Origin of the sequence: Chenggangzhangella methanolivorans (assembly GCF_019797865.1) — a bacterium.
In the GTDB taxonomy this organism is placed as follows: domain Bacteria; phylum Pseudomonadota; class Alphaproteobacteria; order Rhizobiales; family Methylopilaceae; genus Methylopila; species Methylopila methanolivorans.
Window position 1 is genome coordinate 3,370,761 of the sequence record NZ_CP081869.1, and the last position, 22,153, is coordinate 3,392,913.

At 70.6% G+C, this 22,153-nt stretch carries 19 protein-coding genes and 1 pseudogene; 12 read left to right on the forward strand and 8 right to left on the reverse strand.

The genetic code is table 11. The features are described 5' to 3' along the window. Positions 1–96: 96 nt before the first annotated feature. Positions 97–987, reverse strand: a complete 891-nt coding sequence (locus K6K41_RS17710; RefSeq protein ID WP_261401610.1) for a ferritin-like domain-containing protein — start codon at positions 985–987, stop codon at positions 97–99. Between the two features lie 227 nt (positions 988–1,214). On the opposite strand from K6K41_RS17710, the gene K6K41_RS17715 reads away from it, so the two are divergent. The 6 genes from K6K41_RS17715 to K6K41_RS17740 all read left to right on the forward strand — a co-directional run bounded on the left by K6K41_RS17715 (position 1,215) and on the right by K6K41_RS17740 (position 5,704). Then, positions 1,215–2,189 carry a polyprenyl synthetase family protein gene (locus K6K41_RS17715; RefSeq protein ID WP_261401611.1) on the forward strand — a complete coding sequence of 325 codons (975 nt, stop codon included), beginning with the start codon at positions 1,215–1,217 and terminating at the stop codon, positions 2,187–2,189. 32 nt (positions 2,190–2,221) lie between these two features. After that, a complete protein-coding gene (locus K6K41_RS17720; protein WP_261401612.1) occupies positions 2,222–2,803 on the forward strand; it encodes an NADPH-dependent FMN reductase in 582 nt (193 codons plus the stop codon). Continuing rightward, positions 2,800–3,507, forward strand: coding sequence for an orotidine-5'-phosphate decarboxylase (pyrF, locus tag K6K41_RS17725; RefSeq protein WP_261401613.1), 708 nt, complete (start codon positions 2,800–2,802; stop codon positions 3,505–3,507). The genes K6K41_RS17720 and pyrF overlap by 4 nt, the downstream gene beginning before the upstream one ends. A gap of 194 nt (positions 3,508–3,701) precedes the next feature. Beyond that, positions 3,702–4,361: a response regulator transcription factor gene (locus K6K41_RS17730; RefSeq protein ID WP_261401614.1), complete on the forward strand. Its 660-nt coding sequence runs from the start codon at positions 3,702–3,704 to the stop codon at positions 4,359–4,361. A gap of 32 nt (positions 4,362–4,393) precedes the next feature. Then, a complete protein-coding gene (locus K6K41_RS17735; protein WP_261401615.1) occupies positions 4,394–5,005 on the forward strand; it encodes a pyridoxamine 5'-phosphate oxidase family protein in 612 nt (203 codons plus the stop codon). 162 nt (positions 5,006–5,167) lie between these two features. Beyond that, a complete protein-coding gene (locus K6K41_RS17740; RefSeq protein ID WP_261401616.1) occupies positions 5,168–5,704 on the forward strand; it encodes a cupin domain-containing protein in 537 nt (178 codons plus the stop codon). On the opposite strand, the gene K6K41_RS17745 is transcribed toward K6K41_RS17740, so the two are convergent. Further along, entirely contained in the window at positions 5,685–6,767 is a 1,083-nt protein-coding gene (locus tag K6K41_RS17745) for a calcium:cation antiporter (protein WP_378146063.1), read from the reverse strand. The genes K6K41_RS17740 and K6K41_RS17745 overlap by 20 nt on opposite strands. 244 nt (positions 6,768–7,011) lie before the next feature. On the opposite strand from K6K41_RS17745, the gene metW reads away from it, so the two are divergent. From metW to K6K41_RS17765, 4 genes are all read left to right on the forward strand, one after another. Further along, the gene (metW, locus tag K6K41_RS17750) at positions 7,012–7,665 is read left to right on the forward strand and encodes a methionine biosynthesis protein MetW (RefSeq protein WP_261401618.1); all 654 of its coding nucleotides are present in this window, start codon (positions 7,012–7,014) and stop codon (positions 7,663–7,665) included. 234 nt (positions 7,666–7,899) lie between these two features. Beyond that, positions 7,900–8,718: a heme/hemin ABC transporter substrate-binding protein gene (locus tag K6K41_RS17755; protein ID WP_261401619.1), complete on the forward strand. Its 819-nt coding sequence runs from the start codon at positions 7,900–7,902 to the stop codon at positions 8,716–8,718. After that, on the forward strand, positions 8,715–9,761 hold the full coding sequence (locus K6K41_RS17760; RefSeq protein ID WP_261401620.1) for a FecCD family ABC transporter permease: 1,047 nt from the start codon (positions 8,715–8,717) through the stop codon (positions 9,759–9,761). The genes K6K41_RS17755 and K6K41_RS17760 overlap by 4 nt, the downstream gene beginning before the upstream one ends. After that, positions 9,758–10,543 carry a heme ABC transporter ATP-binding protein gene (locus tag K6K41_RS17765; RefSeq protein ID WP_261401621.1) on the forward strand — a complete coding sequence of 262 codons (786 nt, stop codon included), beginning with the start codon at positions 9,758–9,760 and terminating at the stop codon, positions 10,541–10,543. The genes K6K41_RS17760 and K6K41_RS17765 overlap by 4 nt, the downstream gene beginning before the upstream one ends. Positions 10,544–10,888: 345 nt before the next feature. Here the strand turns inward: K6K41_RS17765 and K6K41_RS17770 are convergent, their stop codons facing one another. Next, positions 10,889–11,086 (reverse strand): hypothetical protein, encoded by a 198-nt coding sequence (locus K6K41_RS17770; protein ID WP_261401622.1) that lies wholly within the window; start codon positions 11,084–11,086, stop codon positions 10,889–10,891. Between the two features lie 519 nt (positions 11,087–11,605). On the opposite strand from K6K41_RS17770, the gene K6K41_RS17775 reads away from it, so the two are divergent. Both K6K41_RS17775 and K6K41_RS17780 read left to right on the forward strand, forming a co-directional pair. Next, positions 11,606–13,066: an HlyD family secretion protein gene (locus K6K41_RS17775; protein WP_261405770.1), complete on the forward strand. Its 1,461-nt coding sequence runs from the start codon at positions 11,606–11,608 to the stop codon at positions 13,064–13,066. Further along, on the forward strand, positions 13,063–15,219 hold the full coding sequence (locus K6K41_RS17780) for a peptidase domain-containing ABC transporter (RefSeq protein ID WP_261401623.1): 2,157 nt from the start codon (positions 13,063–13,065) through the stop codon (positions 15,217–15,219). The genes K6K41_RS17775 and K6K41_RS17780 overlap by 4 nt, the downstream gene beginning before the upstream one ends. A gap of 179 nt (positions 15,220–15,398) precedes the next feature. On the opposite strand, the gene K6K41_RS17785 is transcribed toward K6K41_RS17780, so the two are convergent. From K6K41_RS17785 to K6K41_RS30585, 5 genes and pseudogenes are all read right to left on the reverse strand, one after another. Then, the gene (locus tag K6K41_RS17785) at positions 15,399–16,748 is read right to left on the reverse strand and encodes a DUF1501 domain-containing protein (RefSeq protein WP_261401624.1); all 1,350 of its coding nucleotides are present in this window, start codon (positions 16,746–16,748) and stop codon (positions 15,399–15,401) included. 2 nt (positions 16,749–16,750) lie between these two features. After that, positions 16,751–18,100, reverse strand: a complete 1,350-nt coding sequence (locus K6K41_RS17790) for a DUF1800 domain-containing protein (protein WP_261401625.1) — start codon at positions 18,098–18,100, stop codon at positions 16,751–16,753. A 187-nt stretch (positions 18,101–18,287) separates the two neighbouring features. After that, the gene (locus K6K41_RS17795) at positions 18,288–19,241 is read right to left on the reverse strand and encodes a PspC-like choline-binding domain-containing protein (protein WP_261401626.1); all 954 of its coding nucleotides are present in this window, start codon (positions 19,239–19,241) and stop codon (positions 18,288–18,290) included. A gap of 192 nt (positions 19,242–19,433) precedes the next feature. Continuing rightward, entirely contained in the window at positions 19,434–20,876 is a 1,443-nt protein-coding gene (locus K6K41_RS30580) for a UdgX family uracil-DNA binding protein (protein WP_261405771.1), read from the reverse strand. Continuing rightward, positions 20,873–22,106: pseudogene (locus tag K6K41_RS30585) on the reverse strand (putative DNA modification/repair radical SAM protein). Before K6K41_RS30585 ends, K6K41_RS30580 begins: the two are co-directional and overlap by 4 nt. Positions 22,107–22,153 lie beyond the last annotated feature (47 nt).

The following is a 22,153-nucleotide window of genomic DNA, read 5'->3' on the forward strand; positions in this document are numbered from 1 at the left end:
CGACTGACGTGTTGGTGACGCCGCGCGCCGATACGAGACAGCGTGTCGTTCGAGAGCCCCGGTCAGGACCGGCCGGGGCTCTCGAGGCCGGCGCGCTCAGAGCGCGCCGTTCAGTCCGTTGGGGAAGAAGCCGCCCTTGTTCTCGCCGCCGAGGAACACGATCGACCTCACCTGGGGCACGGACCGGCTGTACGCGATGCCGTTCTCGTCGGTCGGCACGAGGTTCGCGACCTTCGCGTTGCCGATGCCCTGATCGAGATCGCTGTCGCCGTCGAGCGAGTCACGCGCGTCGGAGATCGCGCGCGCTTCCTTGAACAGGCCGAGCGAATAGAGCTGCGTGCGGATGATCCCGGCGTGATAGGCCTCGACGCCCAGAATGCCGGCGGCGGCCTCCAGCAGCGCCTTGTCGGTCAGCAACGGCGCAGCGCCCTTGTAGGCGGTGACGCCGACGTCTTCGAAGATGAAGGCCGCCAGCAGGAAGTTCGTCTCGTTGGCGAAGGCGTCGAACTCCTGACCCTCGGTCACAAGCCCCGCCGCAGTGGCGGCGGCCGTGAAGCTGGCCCTGAGATTGATCTTCGGACGCGCCACGCGCGCGTCGCCGAGGCCAGCCCGCAAGAACTGCACATGAGCCTTTTCGTCGCCCGCGATCTCTTCGGCGTAGAGGCGGATCGCCTTGGTGTCGAACTTCACCTTTTTGCCGCCGACGACCGAGCCCTGGTTGCCCTTGCCGTCGATGTCGTCGTCGGACAGGCCCTTGCCGGTCGTCGCGCGCAGATAGAATTCGGCCTCGAGATATTCGAGGTTCAGCGCGAAGTTCAGCACGTCAGCGTCCGTGACGTTCGCGGCGCGCGCCGAGCCGGAGCCTGCCGCGACGCCGATCGCGGCCGCGCCCGCAGCGAGTCCGCAGGTCCTCAAAAACGCGCGGCGGCCCGCCGCCCAGTTCACCTCGACCGTTTCCGGTGCGTCGCATCTGGCGTCGACGTTCATGACCCGTCTCCCTGGCTCGCCGTGCAAGCACGCGCAGTTGTGAGCGGCCCCGGCGCAACCACAAGCGGCGCCGCGGAGCCATGGTTCCGTCGCATTCAAAAATATTGCGCGCGATATAACCTAAGGTATCAGGCCGGTGAGTTCCGGCCTCGGCGCTTGACGACCCGGCGGGCTTCGGGCACGGGCGGCGGTCTGGGCCTCCCCGTCGCGCCTCCGGATCACTCTTCATGCAGCCGCAGTCCTTCGAGGCTCATCTCGCCGAAGTCGGTCCGCGCGTCGAGGCGGCGCTCGAGGCGCTGCTCGCGCCCGAGCCGTCGGCCGGCGAAATCTTCAGGCCCGAGCGCCTGCTCGCCGCGATGCGCCACGCCATGCTCGGCGGCGGCAAGCGGTTGAGGCCGGCGCTCCTCGTCGCCTCGGCGCGGCTCTTCGGCGTCGAGGCCGAGGCGGCGCTGAGAGCCGCGGTCGCGATCGAGTGCGTCCACGGCTACAGCCTCGTCCACGACGACCTGCCCGCGATGGACGACGACGATCTGAGGCGCGGCCGCCCGACCGTCCACCGCGCCTTCGACGAAGCGACCGCGATTCTCGCGGGCGACGCGCTGCTGACGCTCGCCTTCGATGTGCTCGCGGATCCGCGCGCCCATGAGGATGCGTCTGTGCGGGCCGAACTCGTGCTCGCGCTCGCCCGCGCATCCGGCCTCGGCGGCATGGCGGGCGGGCAGATGCTCGACCTCGCCGCCGAAGGCCGTTTCGGCGACGGACGGCCCGAGGCGCTGGCGCCGGCCGAGATCCTGCGGCTCCAGTCGATGAAGACCGGAGCGCTGATCGCGGCCGCGGCCGAGATGGGCGCGATCCTCGGCCGGGCGACGCCCGACGAGAAGGCGGCGCTCGGCGTCTACTCCCGCGCGCTCGGAGCCGCGTTCCAGATCGCCGACGACCTGCTCGACGCCGAAGGCGAGGCTGCGGCGGTCGGAAAGGCGACAGGCAAGGACGCGGCGGCCGGCAAGGCGACGCTGGTCGGCCTGCTCGGCCTCGACGGCGCCCGATCCCGGCTCTCCGCGCTGACCGACGAGGCGCTCGCGGCGCTCGGCGGTTTCGGCGCGCGGGCCGAGACGCTGCGCGGCGCGCCGCCCGCTTCGTCGCGGCGCGCAAGGCCTGATTGCGGTCCGAAAGGGGTGACGGGGCGCGCGGTTTCGCCTTAGAACAACGGACCTCATTCACGTTCCGAGACCGCATGTCCGCTCCGAAGATCGTCGTGTTCGCAGGCTCGGTCCGGACCGGGTCGATCAATCAGAAGCTCGTGGTCGCGGCCGCCAAGGCGATCGAGACCGCCGGCGGCGTTCCGACCGCGATCTCGCTGAAAGACTACGCGCTGCCCCTCTACGACGGCGACCTGCAGTCGCGAGACGGCATTCCTGAGGCGGCAAAGCAGCTCGTGGAGCTGTTCCTCGGCCATCAGGGCGCGTTCATCGCGAGCCCCGAATACAATGCGAGCTTCTCGCCGCTCTTGAAGAACGCGCTCGACTGGATGTCGCGCGTCAACATCGAGGGGCGCCCGCCCTTGCCGGCCTTCAAGCAGCGCGTGTTCGCGCTCGGCGCCGTGTCGAACGGCGCGATGGGCGGCTATCGCGGGCTCACCCAGCTTCGCTCGATGATGGAGCTCGGGCTTGGCGCGCTCGTCCTGCCCGAGATGGTCGCGGTCGGAAACGCCGCCGCCGCCTTCGCCGACGACGGCGGCCTCGCCAACGAGAAGGTCGCGGCGCTGCTCGCCCAGACGGCGGGCCGGCTCGTCGAGACCGCTGGGGCGCTCGCATGACCGACGCGCGCGACCGTCTCATCGTCGGCCTCGACGTCGCGAGCCTTGAGGAAGCCGACGCCATGGTGGCGCGGCTTGGCGAGGCCGTGACGTTCTACAAGATCGGTTTCGAGCTCGCGGTGGCGGGGGGGCTGACGCTCGCCGAACGGCTGGCGCGGTCCGGCAAGAAGGTGTTCGTCGACCTCAAGCTCCACGACATCGGCCAGACGGTCGAGAAGGCGACGCGGCAGGTCGCGCGCCTCGGCGCGACCTTCCTCACCGTCCACGCCTATCCGCAGACGATGCGGGCCGCCGCCGAAGGGCGCGGCGACAGCGGGCTTCAGATCCTCGCCGTCACCGTGCTCACCTCGTGGGACGCCGACGACGTTCGCGCCGCGGGCTTTTCCGACAGCCCGGCCGAGCTCGTGGAGCGCCGCGTCGGTCACGCGCGCGACGCCGGCGTCGACGGCGTGATCTGCGCGCCGACCGACCTCGCCTCCGTGCGCCGCATCGCGCCGCGGCCGTTCCTGGCGGTGACGCCGGGGGTCCGCCCCGCGGGCGCGGCGCTCGGCGACCAGAAGCGCGTCGCCACGCCCGGCGACGCCATTCGCGCCGGCGCCGACCGCCTGGTCGTCGCGCGCCCGATTCTCTCCGCCGACGACCCGCGGGCGGCCGCAGAGGCGATCGTCGCCGAAATAGACGAGGCTTCGCGCGGCCTCACGTGACTGTCATGATATGGTTCATATCAACTACACGCCCCAAATTTCGATGATCTGGCGCAGTCCGTTAGGCCACATCGTCACCTGAAAATATGCAATCGACCAAGTAAGGCCTTGCGTTGTTTTGCGCCTTCGCGCAGTGGTGGCTGCACCATGCGGATTTACCGCGTGCAGAGGGTATGGCGCGTGGGGGCGCGTAGATGGCGGCGGACCAGCGCCAGGGCGAAATCGTTTGCGTCGTCGATGACGACGAAGTCATTCGCGACGTGCTGTCCGCCGTGTTCGACGCCAACGGCTTTTCGGTCGAGACCTTCGACAGCGGCGACCGCTTCCTCGCCAGCAGCCCAAGCTTCACGCCGGCCTGCGTGCTGCTCGACGTGCTGATGCCGGGTCGGTCCGGCCTCGACGTTCTGAAGGAGCTCAACGGCCGCGGCGGCGGCGCGCCCGTCATCATGATCTCGGGCTCCGCCGACATTCCGATGGCGGTCGACGCCATCAAGCACGGCGCGCTCGACTTCATCGAAAAGCCCTTCGACCCCGAGACCATCGTGCGCCGCGTCGAGGCCGCGCTCGACGCCACCGGCGCGCGCGCCGCGGCGCGGGCCCAGATCGACCGCACCGGCGAGATCCCGGGCTCCGAGAACCTGACGCCGCGCGAGCGCGAGGTGCTAAGCCTCATCTCCGGCGGTCAGTCCAACAAGGAGGCGGGCCGCCAACTCGGCATCAGCCCGCGCACCATCGAGGTTCATCGCGCGCGCATCATGGAGAAGCTCGGGGCCCGCAACGCCGCCGATCTCGTGCGCATCGTCCTGTCCGCGACCGAGGGCAAGAACGGCGGGGCCGCCTCCGCCCAGGGCTGAGCGCGGCCAGACGCCGTGCTAGACATGCCGTCATGACCATCGTCACGTCGATCGAAGCGCTCGAGGCGCTCTACGGCCGTCCGGCTGCGCCGTCGCTCGTCAAGGAGACCGACCGCGTCACTCCCGAGTACCGGGCGATCATCGAGGCCTCTCCGTTCTGCGCGCTCGCGACCGCCGGCCCGGAAGGGCTGGACTGCTCGCCGCGCGGCGATCTGGCGGGCTTCGTTCGCGTGGCCGACGAGCGGACGCTGGCGATGCCTGACCGCAAGGGCAACGACCGCATCGACTCGCTGCGCAACATCGTGCGCGACCCGCGCGCCGCGCTTCTCTTCCTCATCCCGGGCCTTGGCACGACGCTGCGCGTCAACGGCCGCGCCTCGATCTCGGTCGAGCCGGAGCTGCTCGCCTCCTTCGAAGTCGAGGGCAAGCAGCCGCGCAGCGCGATCGTGCTGACGGTCGAGGCGGTCTATTTCCAGTGCGCCCGCGCGATCGTCCGGTCCGGGCTCTGGGATCCGGCGCGCCGTGTCGATCCGGCGAGCCTGCCGACGCCCGGCCGCATCCTGGCCGCGCTGTCAGAGGGAGATGTCGGCGGCGAAGCCTATGACGCCGCTTGGCCCGTCCGCGCGGCCAAGACGCTGTGGTGAGAAAAGTCGCGGCCAGACGAGATGAGCGGCGCCGCTCAGAAACGTCCCGTCGTCCCAAGCGCTGTGCTGCCGCAATTGTGATCAGCGAGTAAAAAGTGCGTTAACCCAGCCGCACTACCCTTGCGGGCGTCACAAACAGATCGCGTCGCGCCCAGGGCCCAGATGTCTCTTCTTTCGCAACTCGTCGAAATCGCCCTCGACGACCCCAAGCTCGCCGGCGGCTCGCATCCGGCCTTCGTCTCCGCGGCGCTCGCCGGCCTCGAGCTCCAGAGCTCGCCGATCGAGCCGAGCTGGATCCTGGCTGGCGATCCGCGCGCCGAAGGCGCGCTGCATTCGCAGAGCGCCGACGCCTGCTCATCGACCACGGTGTGGGCCTGCAGCGCCGGAAAGTTTCGCTGGAACTTCGTGTGGGACGAGACGGTCTACATCGTGTCCGGCTCGGTGGTCGTCACCGACGAGACCGGCGCGACCTCGACGATCTCGGCCGGCGACGTCGCCTATTTCGCGGCCGGAAGCTGGGCCACCTGGGAGATCGCGGACCACGTCAAGAAGGTCGCGTTCTGCCGCAAGCCTTTCCCGACGCCCGTGGTCGCGGCCATGAGCGCCAAGCGACGCCTGTGGAAGCTCCTGCGGCGCGGGCCGGGGATCGCCGCGCCCGTGGCCGGCCCCGGCCTCGCGCTTACGGCGAAAAAACCATGAAGATGTAGGTCGCGAACAGCACCAGGTGGATCATCCCGTAGAGGATGTTGGTCCGCCCGGTGCCGAAGGTGAGCAACGCCACCGCGAAGGTGATGAACAGGAGCACCGTGTCCTTGGGCGTGAGCCCAAGCTCGAGCGGCGCGCCGTAGACCAGCGACACGATTGCGATCGCCGGGATCGTCAGTCCGATGGTCGCGCAGGCCGAGCCGAGCGCGAGGTTCACGCTCTTCTGCAGCTTGTTGGCGCGCGCCGCCCGCACCGCCGCGCTGAACTCCGGCAGCAGGATCAGGAACGCCACGATGACGCCCGCGACAGTGGCGGGCGCGCCCGCCGCGTCGAGCCCGACCGCGACCGTGGCCGTGAAGGTCTTCGAAAGCAGGATCACGACGCCGAGCGAGGCGACCAGGAAGCCGAACGAGATCGCGGTCGCGCGATTGCTCGGCACATGGGCCTTGTCGGCGACGTCGTCGCCCTCGATCACCACCGCGAAATACTCGCGGTTGCGCACCGTCTGCGTGTAGAGAAAGGCGAGGTAGATCGCGAGCGTGGCGAAGCCCGCGAAGGCGAGCTGGCTCGGCGAATAGGCGCCGCCAGGCGCGGCGACCGTGAAGTTCGGCAGCACGAGCGAGAGCGTCGCAAGCGGCATCAGCACCGCGAGATAGGCGTTCGCGCCGGTGATGCGGAAGCTCTGCTCGCGGTGCCGCAGGCCGCCGAGCAGGATGCAGAGCCCGACGAGCCCGTTGCCCACGATCATGACCACCGCAAAAATGGTGTCGCGGGCGAGCGCCGGGTTGGCGTCGGCGCCGAGCATGGCCGAGGCGAGCAGCGCCACCTCCATCACCGTGACCGCCATCGCGAGCACAAGCGTGCCGTAGGGCTCGCCCGTGCGGTGGGCGATGAGCTCGGCGTGATAGACGGCCGCGAACACCGCGCCGAACAGAACGGGCAGAAGCGCGATCGATACGACGAGGCTCGCCATGGAGCCGTCATAGCCGCCGTCGAGCCCGAAGGCTTTGAGCGCGCCGACGAAGGCGAGGCCCGCCAGGGGCGGCGCCCACGCCATGAACGGCGTCTTGGGATCGCAAATCTTCGGTTCTGGCGTTTTGGTGTCGGCCTTGGCGGGGGCGTCGACGGCCGCGGCGGTCATTTGCTGCAGGTTCCTTACAGTCGCGCGCCGCAAAGGCCGCGGCGAACACAAGCGCCGCGGCCTTTGCGGCCGGTTCGGGATGGATTATCGAAAGGTGGGTTTAGGACAGAGGCGCGCGCCGTCCAGCCGTTTCCTGTCCGCCTTGCGTGATTGTGAGCCGATGACCCTCGCTTTGACTGATCCTATCGCAGAGCCCGAGGCGCTCGCAGCCGCTCCGCGGCCCGACCATCTGCTGGTCGCCGAAATGGTCCGGCCGTCCTCGCGGGTGCTCGACGTCGGCTGCGGCGACGGCGCGCTGCTGCGGCTGTTGGCCGAGCGTCGCGGCGTCGACGGACGCGGCATCGAACTGTCGCAGTCGGGCGTCAACGCCTCGGTGGCGCACGGCCTTTCCGTCGTCCAGGGCGACGCCGACACCGACCTCATGCATTATCCGGACGACGCCTTCGACTATGTCATCCTGTCCCAGACGCTCCAGGCGACGCGGCGGCCCAAGCAGGTGGTCGAGGACCTGCTGAGGATCGGCCATCGGGCCATCGTCTCGTTCCCGAATTTCGGCCACTGGCGCACGCGCCTGCAGTTCTTCGCGGAAGGCCGCATGCCGACCAACGCGAACCTGCCCGACCCCTGGTACGAAACCCCCAACATCCATCTCTGCACGATCCGCGACTTCGTCGATCTCGTAGAGCTTCTTGGGGCGCGGATGGAGCGGGCGGTCGCGCTCGACGCGCTCGGCCGGCCGGTGCGGGTCAACGCGCCGTGGTGGTTCTGGAACCTGTTCGGCGTCCAGGCCGTGTTCCTGCTCTCGCGGGACTGAGGGCGCGCTTCCCCTGCTGCGCAATTGCACGATCGGCTCCACGGCCTTGTCGATTGACAGCGGCCGCGCTTGGGCGTCGATAGGCTTCGATGTCTAAACCAATGTTTTCATTGGAATAATTATGAAGTCGCCGAGCCTCGACCGCCGCCTGTTCGTCACCGCCTCGCTCGCCGCAGCAGGGCGATGGGTGTATTTGGATACCCTGTCGCTGCTTGGGCGGAGGCCCGGCGGATCGTGTCGCTCGGAGGGGCTGCGACCGAGATCCTCTACGCGCTCGGCGCCGGCGACCGGATCGCGGCGGTCGACGTCTCGTCGCGGTTTCCGTCCGCGGCGCGCGCCAAGCCCAATGTCGGCTACTACCGCTCGCTGTCGGCCGAAGGCGTTCTGGCTCTTGGGCCGGACCTCGTGGTCGCGACCGACGGCGCCGGCCCGAAAGAGGCGATCGACGTGCTGAAAGGCGCCTCCGTCGGCCTGCTCCAGCTCGACGAGGCCACGTCCGGCGCGGACGTCGCGGCGCGGATGCGGCGGGTCGCCGGGGCGGTGGGCGAGGCGGCGCGCGGCGAGGCGGCGGCGCGGCGGATCGAGGAGGACGCCGCCGCGCTGGAGGCCTCGCTCTCTAAGGTCGCCAGGCGGCGGAGGGCGATCGTGCTGCTCGGCCCGCCGCGCGGGGGCGCGCTGATGGCGGCCGGCGCCGGCTCGAGCGGCGCCCATGCGCTCGCGCTCTCAGGCGCCGACAACGCCGCGGCGGCGCTGTCGGGCTGGAAGCCGCTCACCGACGAAGCGGCCTACGCCATGGAGCCCGACGCCATCGTGGTGCTGGCGACGAGCGCCCCGGTCTCGCCGGACGAGATCGCGCGTCATCCGGCCTTCGCGGGATCGCCCGCCGTGAAGGAGAACCGGGTCGTGTCGGCCGACGCGCTCGGCTTCATCGGCTTTGGCCCGCGGGTCGCCCATGCGGCGCGGGCGGTCGCGGCGGGGATCTATCCCGAAGCCGCCATTCCCGACCTGCCCGAACGGGACTGGACCGTCGACCGCGACGTCGCGGCGCGATGACCAAAACCGCCGGCGTCGCCCTCGCGGCGGCGTTCTTCGTCCTTGCGGCGGCGGCCTCGCTCGGCGTCGGCCCGGTGGCGATTTCGCCTGCCCGCGCCCTGGAGGTGCTCGGCGCGGTCGCGCGCCTCGGCCGCGCGGGGCTGCCGCCCGACATGGCGCGCGACGCCGCGATCCTGATCGACGTCCGCGGGCCGCGGACCGCGCTCGGCGCGCTCGCGGGCGCCGCGCTCGCGCTCGGCGGCGCGGTGATGCAGGGCGTGTTCCGCAACCCGCTGGCCGATCCCGGCCTCGTGGGCGTCTCGGGCGGGGCGGCGCTCGCGGCGGTCGCCTGGATCGTGCTGGGGGAGGGGCTCTCCGCCACGCTCCCGCCGGCGCTCAACGCGCTCGCGCTGCCGGTCGCGGCGTTCTTCGGAGGTCTCGCGGCGACCGCGCTGCTCGCCCGCATCGCGACCCGGGACGGGCGCACCGAGATCGCGGTGACGCTGCTCGCGGGCGTCGCGCTCGGGGCGTTCGTCGCGGCGGTCACCGGGCTCCTGGTGTTTCTCGCGCGCGATGACCAGCTGCGCACCTTCCTGTTCTGGACGCTTGGAAGCCTCGGCGGCGCGACATGGGTCAAGGCCGCGCTCGCCACGCCCTTCGTGCTGGCGCTTGTGGTCGCGATCCCCGCGCTCGCCCGCGGGCTCGACGCGGTCGCGCTCGGCGAGCGGGCGGCGTTTCATTCCGGCGTCGACGTCGAGCGGCTGAAGCGGCTCGCGCTGCTGGGCGTCGCGGCGTCGAGCGCGGCGGCGGTCGCGGGCGCGGGCGCGATCGGCTTCATCGGCCTCGCCGCGCCCCATCTGGTGCGGCTCGCCATCGGCCCGTCGCATCACGCGCTGCTGCCGGCGGCGGCGCTTGCGGGCGCCGGGCTGCTGCTCGCCTCGGACGTCGCGGCGCGCATCGTCGCGCAGCCCGCCGAGATGCCGATCGGCGTCGTCACCGCGGCCTTCGGCGCGCCCTTCTTTCTCTGGCTGCTGATGCGACGGCGCGGAAAGCTGTTCGGATGAGCGGGCTCGTCGCCGAGGACGTGACGGTGAGGCTCGGCGGCCGCGAGGTCGTCTCCGGCGCGAGCCTCGAGGTCCGGCCGGGCCGCGTCGTGGTGCTGATCGGCCCGAACGGAGCCGGCAAATCCTCGCTGCTCGGCGCGCTGTCGGGCGAGCTTGCGCCAGCTTCGGGGCGCGTCAGCCTCGACGGCGAGGCGCTGTCGGCGTTTCGCCCGGCCGAGCTCGCCCGGCGCCGCGCGGTGCTGGCGCAGGCCACCGAACTCGCCTTCGCCTTCACGGTCGACGAGGTGGCGCGGCTCGGCCTGCCCGCCGGCCTGTCGCGAGCCGAAGCCGACGCGGTCGTCTCTCAGGCGCTTTTGGCCGTCGACATGGCGGGCAAAAGCCGGCGGATCTGCTCGGAGCTCTCCGGCGGCGAGCGCCAGCGCGTCCATCTCGCCCGCGTGCTCGCTCAGCTCGCCTCGGCGCCCGACGGTCGTCCGCGCCATCTGATGCTGGACGAGCCGACCGCCGGGCTCGACCTGTCGCATCAGCTCGCGACTCTGTCGCTCGCGCGGCGGCATGCGGAGGCGGGCGGCGGCGTTCTGGCGGTGCTGCACGACGTCAATCTCGCGGCGATGGCCGCGGACGAGATCGTGGCGCTGAAGGCCGGACGGATCATCGCGCGGGGCGCGCCCGCCGAGGTGCTGACCGACGCGGTGATGCGCGAGGTCTATGACGTCGAGGCCCGCATCGGCGTCGCGCCGCCCGGCCCGTTCCTGCTGCCGCAGAGCGTGCGGCTGGTTTGACCGCAGTTCTTGTCCGGGCTCTTCGGCCGGGATGACGGGCGGAGGGGCGGGCGCCTCTGAAGAGCGGACAGTGACTGCCGAAGGCTCGCGCAGGAACCGCAACGGTCATCCCGGGCCTGACCCGGGATCCAGAACCGACGCCGCGGCGAGGTCTGGAACGGCCGGATCGACTCTGGATCCCGGCTCTTCGGCCGGATGACGGGCGGGTTTTCAAGCGCATGCCCTGACCGGGGCCGCCGGCGCCGAGCGTCGGACGAAAAAGGGACCGCCGCGCCCGTCGGCGCGGCGGTCCCCAAAACCGCTTGAGCGGCCGACCCGTCGGGCGGACCGGCCTTGTGCGGGGCCTTAAGAGACCGTCGCGTGCGGCAGGGCGCCGAGAACGGTGCCGAGCGTGTCGCCCACGAGCCCGCCGACCTGGTCGATCGTGCCGGACACCGCAGCGAGCTCGCTGCTCAGGTCGAGGCCGAGACCGAGCGTCAGACCGCCGGCGACGTCGTCGAGCTCGGCGGCGTTGAGCTCACGGATAATTTCGAACTTGGTCATGCAATCCTTCTCCCCTGGAAGGGACGCGCATAAACGCCCCGCCAATGTTTGAAGAAACGCCGGAGCGGCGCTTCGCCCACGACCTGAGCATCGGTCGCCCGGAGCATCAAGTCCGGCCCCGTGACAGCCGACCGACGGGAAAAACCTTTCGAATCAGAAGGGTTTGGCAATTATGTTGATCGTATGATCACAAAATCCGGCGGTCGCTCAGGGAGTTGGTCCCGATCTGGGACACGGCGTCACGGCCCCGCCGCCCGAAAGATCGCCGGGAGCCGGCGAAAGCCGCCGTTCGAGTCCGCGTCCGCGCAGGCCTCTGAGCCTCAACCGATTTTCAGGACTTGTGCGGCCGGGCGTCGCATCAGCGGAAATTTCCAGCGAAATGATCGAATGATGAATTTATGCGGCCGCGGGGTGGACGCGGCGGGCGCAGCTGCTCATTCTCGCCGCCTTTTCCGGCATTGAAGGGGGTTTGACGGTCGCCGCGACGGCCGCAGGGAGCATGCGAGACTCTTGTCAAAGATGATGGGCGCCGAGGCGCTGTCCGAGCCGGGCTCCAGGCCCGAGCCCCAGCCGAGCCCCAAACCGAAGCCGAAGTCGGCGGCTCCGGAGGCCGCGCCTGAAGCCCGCGCGCTCGTCGCGAACGCTTCGGCGGCCGCGCCGCCTGCGTCCGTCGAGCCGAAGCGCGCGCTGCCGCTGTTCCGCGCCGCCGCGATCTCGGCGCGCGCCGATCAGTGGCTCGGGACGACGCGCGCGGTGCAGCCCTGGCCGATCCGGGTGGTCGCCTCGGTCGGCGCGGGGCTCGCGGTCGCGGTCGTCGCCTTCCTGATCTTCGGCCAGTACACCCAGCGCGCCCGCGTGCAGGGCGTGCTCGCGCCGAGCCAGGGCCTCATCAAGCTCGCGGCTCCGCAGCAGGCCAGAATCCTGTCGCTGAAGGTGACGGACGGCGACCGGGTGGAGAAGGGCCAGGCGCTCTACGCGCTCGACCTCGACCGTCAGACCGAGCTCGGCGCCGCGAGCGAGACGGTGCTGGCCGCGCTGAAAGTCCAGCGCGAGGAGCTTCGCAAGGAGGTGTTCCGGCGCACCGTCTCGGACACGGAGCGCAAGGACGCTCTCAACGTGAAGATCGGCGATCTCGACCGCGAGACCGCGCAGGTCGACCGCCAGATCACGACCGGCGAAGAGTACATGAAGCTGCTCGACGAGCAGCTCGGCTCCTATCAGGACTATCTCAAGCGCGGCATCACCGTGCAGCGCGACGTCGACGACCGCCGCTCGCGGTTGATGACGGAGAAGACCAAGCTCGAGCAGCTGCGCCGCGACCGCGTGCGGCTCGAAAGCGACGCCAACGCCACTCGCGCCGAGATCGCCCAGATCGACCATGAGGGCGGCTCGAAGCTCTCGGAGATCCGCCGGCAGGTCGCCGAGGCCGACCGCGCCATCGCCGAGGCCGAGGCGCAGCGGCGGATCGAGATCGTGGCGCCGGAGGCCGGGCGCGTCACCGGCGTCGTGGCCCATGCCGGCCAGGCGGTGCCGAACGGCGCGCCGCTGCTCACCATCGTGCCCGACAGCGGCACGCTGCAGGCCAATCTCTACGCCGAATCGAGCGCCATCGGCTTCGTGCGCGAGGGCGACCCTGTGATGCTGCGCTACGCGACGTTCCCCTACCAGAAGTTCGGGCAGCATCCCGGGGTGGTCACCGCGATCTCGCGCGCGGCGCTGCGTTCCGACGAGATCGACACCGGCGTGCCGATGCCGGCCGAATTGCAGGGGCGCGGCGCGCTCTATCGGCTGACCGTCAAGCCCGGATCGTCGGACATCGAGGCCTATGGCAAGCGCGAGCAGCTGCAGGCCGGCATGCAGGTGGAGGCCGACATCTTCCTCGACACGCGGCCGATCTGGCAATGGATCCTCAATCCGCTCTTCAGCCTGCGCCCGCTCCATGGCGGGCCGGGGCAGACGGGCGCGGGAGGCGGCTGGTGAGCGCGACCGACGCCGCAGGGCCTGCGCCGGAGACGCGCTCGCTGGTCGAGCGGCTTTCGCTCGGCTGGTCGCGGCCCAAGACGCCGACGGTGCTCCAGACCGAGGCCGCCGAATGCGGGCTCGCCTGCCTCGCGATGGTCTCGGGCTTCCACGGGCGCCTGGTCGATCTCGCCACGCTGCGCCGACGCTTTTCGACCTCGCTCGGCGGGCTGACGCTCAAGCAGCTCGTCTGCATCGCGGGGCGGTTGGAGCTCGCCGCGCGTGCGCTGCGCGTCGAGATGGAGGCGCTGCCCGAGCTCGCCGTCCCTTGCGTGCTGCATTGGGGCTTCAACCATTTCGTGGTGCTCGAAAGCGTCGGCCCGCGGACCGCCACGATCCTCGATCCCGCGATCGGCCGGCGGACGATGAGCCATGAGGAGCTCTCGAAGTCCTTCACCGGCGTCGCGCTGGAGCTGACGCCGACGCAGGACTTCTCGCCCGCCGACGAGCGGCAGACGATCCGGCTCACCGCGCTGTTCCGCAACGTCGTCGGCCTGCCGGCCGCGATCCTCCAGCTTCTCGCGCTCTCGGTCGCCTTCGAGGTGTTCACGCTGGCGGTGCCGTTCGGCACGCAGATCATCATCGACCAGGCGATCGTGGCCGCCGACGCCGATCTCGTGACGCTGGTGGCGCTCGGCCTCGCGCTGCTGGTGGTGCTGCAGACCGCGATGTTCGCCGCCCGCTCCTGGGCCATCATGGCGCTGTCGAACGGGCTGAACGTGCAGTGGGCGAGCGGCCTGTTCTCGCACCTCATCCGCCTGCCGCTCGACTACTTTGAAAAGCGCCACGTCGGCGACGTCACCTCGCGGTTCCGCTCGCTCGAGACGGTGCAGGACACGCTCTCGACGACCTCGGTTCTCTCCGTGGTCGACGGCGTGATGGCGGTCGGGCTCATCGCCATGATGGCGCTGTTCGGCGGCTGGCTCGCGCTCGTCGCGGTCGGCACGACGCTGATCTACGTCGCGATCCGGGTCGGGGCCTATGCGCCCTACCGCGCGGCGTCGGAGGAGAGCATCGTCCAGTCGGCGCGCGAGAACACGCATTTCCTCGAGACCCTGCGCGGCGCCACCACCGTAAAGCTGTTCGGGCTGGAGGAGCGGCGCACGGCCACGTGGCTCAACCTGCTGGTCGACCGCTTCAACGCCCGGCTCCACACCCAGAAGCTCGACGTGCTGTTCAACTCGGCCACCAAGCTGCTGTTCGGGCTCGACCGGGTGCTGATCCTCTATCTCGGGGCGAACGCCGTCATCGACCAGAGCGTCACGCTCGGGGCGCTGGTCGCGTTCCTGGCCTACAAGGACCAGTTCGCGACCCGCATCGAGAGCCTCGTGCAGGCGGCCTTCAAGATGCGGATGCTGAACCTGCAGGCCGAGCGCCTCGCCGACATCGCGCTTACGCCCCGCGAGGTCTCGGGCGAAGGTTTTGCGCCCGCCGCCCCGGGCCAGTTGCGGCCCGCCACCGCGATCTCGATGAAGAACGTGGGCTTCGCCTATGGCGGCGGCGAGCAGCCGATCGTGCGCGGCTTCGACCTCGACATCCGACCCGGCGAATGCGTCGCGCTGCTCGGGCCCTCGGGCTGCGGCAAGACCACTCTGCTCAAGATGCTCGCCGGCCTGCTGCCCCCGACCTCCGGCGCGATCGAGATCGACGGGACGCCGCTGAACGAGCGCTCCATGGCCTCCTATCGCGAGCGCATCGGCTGCGTGCTGCAGGACGACCGGCTGTTCGCGGGCTCGATCGCGGAGAACATCGCGTGTTTCGATCCCGCGCTCGACATGCAGTGGGCGCGCGCCTGCGCGGCCGCGGCCGGCATCGACCACGACGTGATGCGGATGGCGATGGGCTACGAGACGCTCGTCGGCGACATGGGCTCGACGCTCTCGGGCGGGCAGAAGCAGCGCATCTTCATCGCCCGCGCGCTCTACCGGAAGCCGAGCCTCTTCCTGCTGGACGAGCCGACCAACCATCTCGACGAGCGGGCGATCGACGTCGTGCTCGACGCGCTGAAACGGCTGCCGATGACGCGCATCGTGGTCACGCACAACAGCCGGGTCGCGAGCATCGCCGACCGGCAGATCCTGATGTCGCTGCCGCAGGGAGCCGCGAAGGGGTGAGTTGGGTTCGCATCAGCGCGTCCGAACCACCGCCGTCATGCCCGGCCGTCAGGCCGGGTATCCACGACTGTGTTTGACGAGGGCGCCGCTTCCCAAGTCGTGGATACCCGCGCTTCGCGCGGGCATGACGGCCGAGGTTTTGGCGATCGTCTGTCAGATGAGCCGAAAGCGCGCGGCCCTCAAACCCCGTAGGCCGCGCGATACTTGGCGATGCCGGTCGTCGGCCGCAGCGCAGCCTTCGACGGGCCGCGCACGCCCGCGACCTTCGCGCTCGACGGCGCCGAGCCGCGGATCAGCCCCTGCATCGGCGCGACGTCGGCGGAGTCCGGGAACACCGTGGTGTCGAGCACGTTGCGCGGCACGCCGACATGATCGGCGAGCACGCCTTTGAACACGGCGCGAAGGTCGGTGGTGGCCTTGAGGTCGCTGTCGTCGACGAGCTGGGAGGCGGCGAGGCCCGGCCAGTCGCCATAGACTTTGCCGCCCTGCACCGCGCCGCCGGCGAGCAGCGCCACCGTGCCGACGCCGTGGTCGGTGCCGTTCCCGCTGTTGACCCGCACCGTGCGGCCGAACTCGGTCGCCATCACCACCACGGTCTTGGACCAGACCGGCGCGGCGTAGTCGGCGAACTCCTTCAGGCCGACGTCGAGCTCGTTCAGCGAGCCCCACAGGAAGCCGTCCGTCGCGCCCTGGTTGGCGTGGGTGTCGAAATTGCCGACCGAGAGCACCGCGATGCGCGGCCCGTTGCTCGAGGCGAGCAGCCGCCCGGCGCCGCGGAACGCGCGGCGGAACTGCGAGACGTTCTGGTCTTCGTCCGACGATGTCTTCTCGGCGAGCGCGTCGGCCTTCATCCCGGCCCTCAGCGCGTCGTAGAGCTCGGTGTCGCGCTTGCGCAGCAGCGTCACGACGGCGTCCGAGGTGGGCGCGGGCGGGTGCGAGAACCAGGTGGGCGACCAGCCGAGAACGGGCGCCGGGCCGCGCAGCAGCAGCGGCGCCTCGCCGACCTGGATCGCGCCGTAGGCGTCGATCGGAGAGCCGCTCGGCATCGACGAGAGCAGGCGGTTCAGCCAGCCGGTCGGGTTGGATGAGAGGCCCGGCAGGCCGCTCTCGAGATTGTCCTGGCAGTCGAAATGCGAGCGGTTCTGCAACGGCGTGCAGACCGCGTGCACCGCCGCCGCCTGGCCGGAGAGATACATCTGGCCGAAGGAGGGCAACGCGGAGTTGAGGCCGAAATAGCTGGTGTTGAGCGACAGCGTCGCGTCGCGCGGGATGGCGATGCGGCCGCGCATGCCCGCATAGGCGGCGTCGCCATGCGGCACGACGACGTTGATCCCGTCCATGCCGCCGCGCAGCACCACGATGAGGAGCCGCGGATCATCGGAGGCGGCGCTTGCGGTCTGCGGCAGATAGGCGGCGGAGAACAGGCCCGCGGTGATGCCGAACACCGCGCGGCGCGACAGCAGCAGGCGGGATTCCGCGCAGCCTTCGGCGGCGGCCGCGGCGAGGCGCTGGGAGACGGGATCGGTCACGCTCATCTCCTCTGGAACTCGGGCGACATGAAGAACACCGTGTAGCCGGGCGTCTTTTCGGTGATCCAGGTCAGCGCGCTCTTGGTCTGGCCCGACAGCGACTCGCCGTAGAGCGAACGGGCGAGCGCGAGCGGCGCGGCCGTCGAGGCGGCGCCGTATTCCCAGACGGCGAGCTGCGCGGTGTCGAGGCGGATGGTCATGCCGTCCGGGTCGAGCCAGGAATAGTTCTCGTCCGAATAGCCGTCCGGCGCCGGGCGCTCCCAGGGCAGGTGGTTCATCGCGCGCAGCGGCTCGGTGAACACCCAGCGGCGGTCGGGCGCGTAGCGCGTGCCGAGCGCCCGGTACTGGGCGATGGTGAGTTCGTAGGGCGTGCGGATCTTCTTGTGCTCGAGGCTCCAGGCGGCCGGCAGCGAGATCAGCGCGAGCGCCGTCTGCTTGAGGTCGCCGCGGCTTTGGCGGAAGGCCTTGGCCACCGGGTTCACCATTTCGGGCGTCGGCTCGTCGGTGATGAAGTGGCGCACGAGCTTGAAGGCGATGTGCTGGGCGGTCTCGGGCGCGCGGGCGAGATCGGTCAGCACCGCCTCGCCCTGCTCGATCCCGCCGGCCGGATAGGACTTGCCGCGCAGCTGGATCGCGCCGGGCTCGTGCCACTTCTCGCGGAAATAGAACTCGCCGGCCTTGCCGCCGGGCGCGTCCGCCCATTCCTGCCCGACCTCCCAGGACCGGATGTAGGACCAGCCGGTGAGGACCAGCGCCATGTTGGTGACGTCGCGCTCGCTATAGGCGCCGCTGCCGAGCGTGTGCAGCTCCATGAGCTCGCGCGCGAGGTTCTCGTTGAAGCCGCCGCTCCACTGGCCGCGATAGGAGTTCGGGCCCTTGGAGTCCTGGTTGTCGAGATAGCGCAGCATCGCCGGGTGCCGCATGACGCCGCGATGCATGGCGGCGAACTTGCCGAGCACGTTCTTGCGGATGACGTCGCGCTCGAGCTGCCCGATGGTGGCGCGGATCACCTGATCCTTGTTGACTGACATCGAGAAGTGGTTCGACCAGAACAGGACGAGCCGCTCCACGAAGCCGATGCGGGCCGACAGGTGCTTGTCGATGCGCGCGTCGAGCTCGAGCTGGCGGATCTGCTCGCTGGTCGAGAAATCGGTCTGCGACAGGCGCGCGGCCTTGGCGCGGCTCGGCAGAGCCTTGTTGGAGATCAGCGCGACGTCGGGCTCGTCGAGCTCGGCTTTCAGGGCGGCGAGCGGGTCGTCGCCGATCTTTTCCATGAGGCCGGGGGTCGGGCCGAGGCCGAATCGCTGCAGCGCGATCCGGGCCCGGTTCGCTTGGCCGGCGCTGAGAGACATGGACGCGGGGCTCCCTGGCCCGGCCGCGAATCAGCCGGCGCCTTAGGCCGCAACCTTGCCCTCAACTTCTTCGCGATTCATCAACGGACCGTGATAAGGGCGAACGAAGCGTGAAGGAGGTCCGCACAGTTTAGCGGACCTCTCCCCGTGTCTCTGGCTTCGCCCGTGGTTCCGGCCCGGGCCTGGCTCAGGAGAGCCAGAGCTCGATCGTGCCGCGCCGCGGCGGCGAGCCGTAGGAGCGGAAGTCGCGCACCTCCGGGGCGAAATCGCTCGGCGAGGCGCGGCGGACCGCGTCCTGCAGCGCGCGGATCGCGGCGCGGTCCTGATCATAGAAGAAGCGCACGGCGTCGCGCCGCACGGGCAGCCTCACGCCGCGGATCTCAGCGACCGAGACGCCGCGCCGGCGGAGTTCGGCGGCCACCGCCGCGGCCCGCTCGCGCGCCGCCGGGTCGGCCGAGCGCACATGGATGAAGACGCGCACCGGCCCTGCCGCCATGCGCTCGTCCGGCGCGGCGTCGTCGACCGCGGCGGTCTCGTCGGCTGGGGCGAACTCATCCGCCGTGGCGCGGGACGAGGCCCGCAGGCGCTCGCTTCGCCGCGGGGGCAAAGGCGGGTCGACGCGCGCGGTCGAGGGTTCGACGGTCTCGTCCGGCGGCATGTCGGCCGCGTCGGCGAACGCGGCCTTGATCTCCGCCGGCTCCGCGTTGGACACGCGTTCCGTCGCGCCGGGCGCGACTGGTCCGACGAGCTCGGCGACCTGCCGCTCGAGCCCGGCGCGGCGCGTCTCTAGCGCGGCGACGCGCTCCTCGCCCGCCGCGATCTCGCTTTCCTTGGCGTTGAGCTTGCGCTGCAACTCGGCGAGCCGGTCCTCGTGACGCTTGCGCTCGGCGTCGAGCGCTTCGACGCGCTTCTCACGCTCGGCCACGGACTTTTCGAGCGCGTCGGCGCGATCCGAGGCCGCGCCGCCGACATTGGCGACGACGCCCGCGCCCGACAGCGCCACGATCACGACGGCGGCCACGACCGGCCAACGGCGCTCGCGCACGACGTCGCGCAAGCTTCCGAGGCGCGCGTCGAACGAGCGCCGCGCATCGTCGCGCCAGGAGGATGAGGAGGCGGTTTTTCCCGAGATGGAGCTCATTTCCGACGTGGACTTGAACGCGTCACGCGACTGCGAAGCCGACCGGACGGTCATGGCTCGATCCTTTCACACGGCGCCCCTACGCCTGCCGGGCGGGGCCTCGATCGCATCCACGCGCGACGTCGGCCGACCCGGCGTCGGGCAAACGCGCGAGGGCGGGAAATGGTTGCCTCGCCGGATCGAGGCGGCGCCTCACGCGGCCTGCAGGAACGGGAGGGCGAGACGAAGATCGGCGACGAAGCGGTCGAACTCCTCCTGTTTGCGCGCTTCGTCCGGCAGGCGCAGCAGGTAGGACGGGTGGACCGTCACCAGCACGTCGGGCGCGCCCTCGCGCTCCATGATCGCGCCCCGGGCGTCGCCGACCTTCACGGCGCGCCCGATGACCGCGCGCGCCGCGCTCGCGCCCATCGCCACCACGAGGCGCGGGCGGATGGCGCCGAGCTCGCGCTCGAGCCAGCCGCGGCAGGCGGCGATCTCGCCGGGCGCGGGCGACTTGTGCAGCCGAAACTTTCCGCGCGGCTCGAACTTGAAGTGCTTCACCGCATTGGTGACGTAGAGCTTCTCGCGCTCCACGCCCGCGGCCTCCGCGGCCCGGTCGAACAGCGCGCCCGCGGGCCCGACGAAGGGGCGGCCGGCGATGTCCTCCTTGTCGCCGGGCTGCTCGCCGACGACCACCACCTGCGCGCCCTCCGGCCCCTCTCCGAACACGGATTGCGTCGCCGGCCCCCATAGCGGGCAGGCGCGGCAGCCCTCGACCATCTCGCGCAGCGCCGAAAGCGGCGTCGGATCGCGCTCCGGGGCGGCGGGCGGGGGCGACATCAATCTCTGGCCCTTCTTCGGCTCGGCCGCGGGCGCCGCGACCATCTCGTCGGAGCGCCGCTGGGCCTGCGCGATCAGAGGACCGATGAGCGGGGCCTCGGGAAGGTTGCGCCAGTACTTCTTCGGCATCTCGGCCCGCATCGCCGAGACCTTGAGGCGCGCCGGGTTGAAGATCGAGGCGTAATAGGTCCGCCACAGCGCCTCGAGCGCGTCGCCTTCGGGCGCGTCGGCGCGGTTCGCGCCCTCGGCGATCTCGAGCCGCGTCCCGTTCCAATGCGCCGAGCGCCGCGGTGTGAGGATCGACCAGCGCATCGCCGAAAAGCGCCGCATGAAGAAGGGCGCGGTCGCCGCCACGATGTGATGCTCGGGCTCGAACCAGGCGACGAACTGCGGCGCGCCGTCCTCGCCCGATATCTCGCGGAAGCGCACGAAGGCGGTCATCTTGTGCTTGTCGCGCCGCACCGCCTTCACGAGCGCGCGGGCGCGCGTCAGGTCCGGGTCGGCGGCGTCCTCCATCAGCCGGCGGTCGGCCGCGACCCGCGTCAGCAGGCGGTAGAACAGGTCGAAACGGCCGGGATCGGAATGAAGCAGACCGGTTTCGGCGAGCTCGAGGAAGCTGCGCGGCACGCTCGGCGCCGGCGCGCCCGCGACCTGCGGGGAGGGCGCGTCGTCGGTCCCGAACAGGTCGCGGTCGTCCTCGCCGACGCGCCAGTCGACCGTGAACGGCGGCGCGCCCTCGGCGAGCAGCCCGCGCGCCGCGCGCCGCCAGCCGGCGACGTCGTCGGGCTCGGCGAGCACGATCCGCCGCCCGCTCACAGCGCGAGCGCCATCTGGCGGGGCTTCGGCCGGAACCGCTCGATCAGGCGCTCGCTCTCCAGCGCCGCGATCGAGGGGCGGTGGTCGGCGAGCTTGAGGAAGGGCGAGACCTTGGCGAGCGACACCTTCAGCCGCGCGAGGTCCTCGCTGCGGATGGCGCGGAAGCGGCGCGCCGAAAGGATCCGGTCCACCGTGGTCTTGCCGAGGCCCGGCACCCGCAGCAGCTCCTCGCGCGAGGCCGTCTGGCAGTCGAGCGGGAAGCGGCCGCGATGGCGCAGCGCCCAGGCGAGCTTGGGGTCGAGCTCGAGGTCGAGCATGCCGCCGGCCTCGGTGATCTCGGAGACCGAAAAGCCGTAGAAACCGCATCAGCCAGTCGGCCTGGTAGAGCCGATGCTCGCGCATCAGCGGCGCGGGCTTGAGCGGCAGGCGCGCGCTTGCGTCTGGAATCGGGCTGAAGGCGGAATAATAGACCCGCTTCAGCCGGTAGCCGGCGTAAAGATTGGCGGAGGCGTCGAGGATCAGCCGGTCGTCGGCGGCGTCCGCGCCCACGATCATCTGCGTGCTCTGGCCCGCGGGCGCGAAGCGCGGCGGTTTCGCGCGCGTCTTGCCGTCGGCCTTGGAGGCCTCGATGCGGGTGCGAAGGCCCGCCATCGCGCGCCGCACCGCCCGCACGTCCTTCTCGGGCGCGAGCGTCTTGAGACTCGCCTCGCTCGGCAGCTCGACATTGATCGACAGGCGATCGGCGAAGAGTCCGGCTTCCGCGATGAGCTCGGGCGAGGCGTCCGGAATGGTCTTGAGGTGGATGTAGCCCTTGAAGCCGTGGTCGATCCGCAGCGAACGCGCGACCCGCACCACCTGCTCCATCGTGTAGTCCGGACTGCGGATGACGCCCGAAGACAGGAACAGGCCCTCGATGTAGTTCCGCCGGTAGAAGTCGAGCGTCAGGTTGACGATCTCGGCGATCGAGAACCGGGCCCGCGGCGTGTTGCTCGACGCGCGATTGACGCAATAGAGGCAGTCGAACGCGCAGGCGTTCGTCATCAGTACCTTCAGGAGCGAGATGCAGCGGCCGTCCGGCGCGTAGGAGTGGCAGATGCCGGCTCCCTCGGTCGAGCCGAGGCCGCCGCCGGCCCCGCCGAGCGAGTTCCGTTTCGTCGTGCCGCTCGACGCGCAGGAGGCGTCGTATTTCGCGGCGTCGGCCAGAATTGCGAGCTTACGGGTGACATCCAAGAGATCACGTCCTTAGTGAGGGCATGACCATATGTTCGATATTTGTT

Coding starts and splice junctions, on each gene's coding strand:
- K6K41_RS17730 (WP_261401614.1), top strand. CDS start 3,702: ATGGCGGCGGACCAGCGCCAGGGCGAAATCGTTTGCGTCGTCGATGAC.
- pyrF (WP_261401613.1), top strand. CDS start 2,800: ATGACCGACGCGCGCGACCGTCTCATCGTCGGCCTCGACGTCGCGAGC.
- metW (WP_261401618.1), top strand. CDS start 7,012: ATGACCCTCGCTTTGACTGATCCTATCGCAGAGCCCGAGGCGCTCGCA.
- K6K41_RS17745 (WP_378146063.1), bottom strand. CDS start 6,767: ATGGCGTGGGCGCCGCCCCTGGCGGGCCTCGCCTTCGTCGGCGCGCTC.
- K6K41_RS17795 (WP_261401626.1), bottom strand. CDS start 19,241: ATGAGCTCCATCTCGGGAAAAACCGCCTCCTCATCCTCCTGGCGCGAC.
- K6K41_RS17735 (WP_261401615.1), top strand. CDS start 4,394: ATGACCATCGTCACGTCGATCGAAGCGCTCGAGGCGCTCTACGGCCGT.
- K6K41_RS17740 (WP_261401616.1), top strand. CDS start 5,168: ATGTCTCTTCTTTCGCAACTCGTCGAAATCGCCCTCGACGACCCCAAG.
- K6K41_RS17720 (WP_261401612.1), top strand. CDS start 2,222: ATGTCCGCTCCGAAGATCGTCGTGTTCGCAGGCTCGGTCCGGACCGGG.
- K6K41_RS17765 (WP_261401621.1), top strand. CDS start 9,758: ATGAGCGGGCTCGTCGCCGAGGACGTGACGGTGAGGCTCGGCGGCCGC.
- K6K41_RS17775 (WP_261405770.1), top strand. CDS start 11,606: ATGATGGGCGCCGAGGCGCTGTCCGAGCCGGGCTCCAGGCCCGAGCCC.
- K6K41_RS17760 (WP_261401620.1), top strand. CDS start 8,715: ATGACCAAAACCGCCGGCGTCGCCCTCGCGGCGGCGTTCTTCGTCCTT.
- K6K41_RS17710 (WP_261401610.1), bottom strand. CDS start 987: ATGAACGTCGACGCCAGATGCGACGCACCGGAAACGGTCGAGGTGAAC.
- K6K41_RS17790 (WP_261401625.1), bottom strand. CDS start 18,100: ATGTCTCTCAGCGCCGGCCAAGCGAACCGGGCCCGGATCGCGCTGCAG.
- K6K41_RS17770 (WP_261401622.1), bottom strand. CDS start 11,086: ATGACCAAGTTCGAAATTATCCGTGAGCTCAACGCCGCCGAGCTCGAC.
- K6K41_RS17715 (WP_261401611.1), top strand. CDS start 1,215: ATGCAGCCGCAGTCCTTCGAGGCTCATCTCGCCGAAGTCGGTCCGCGC.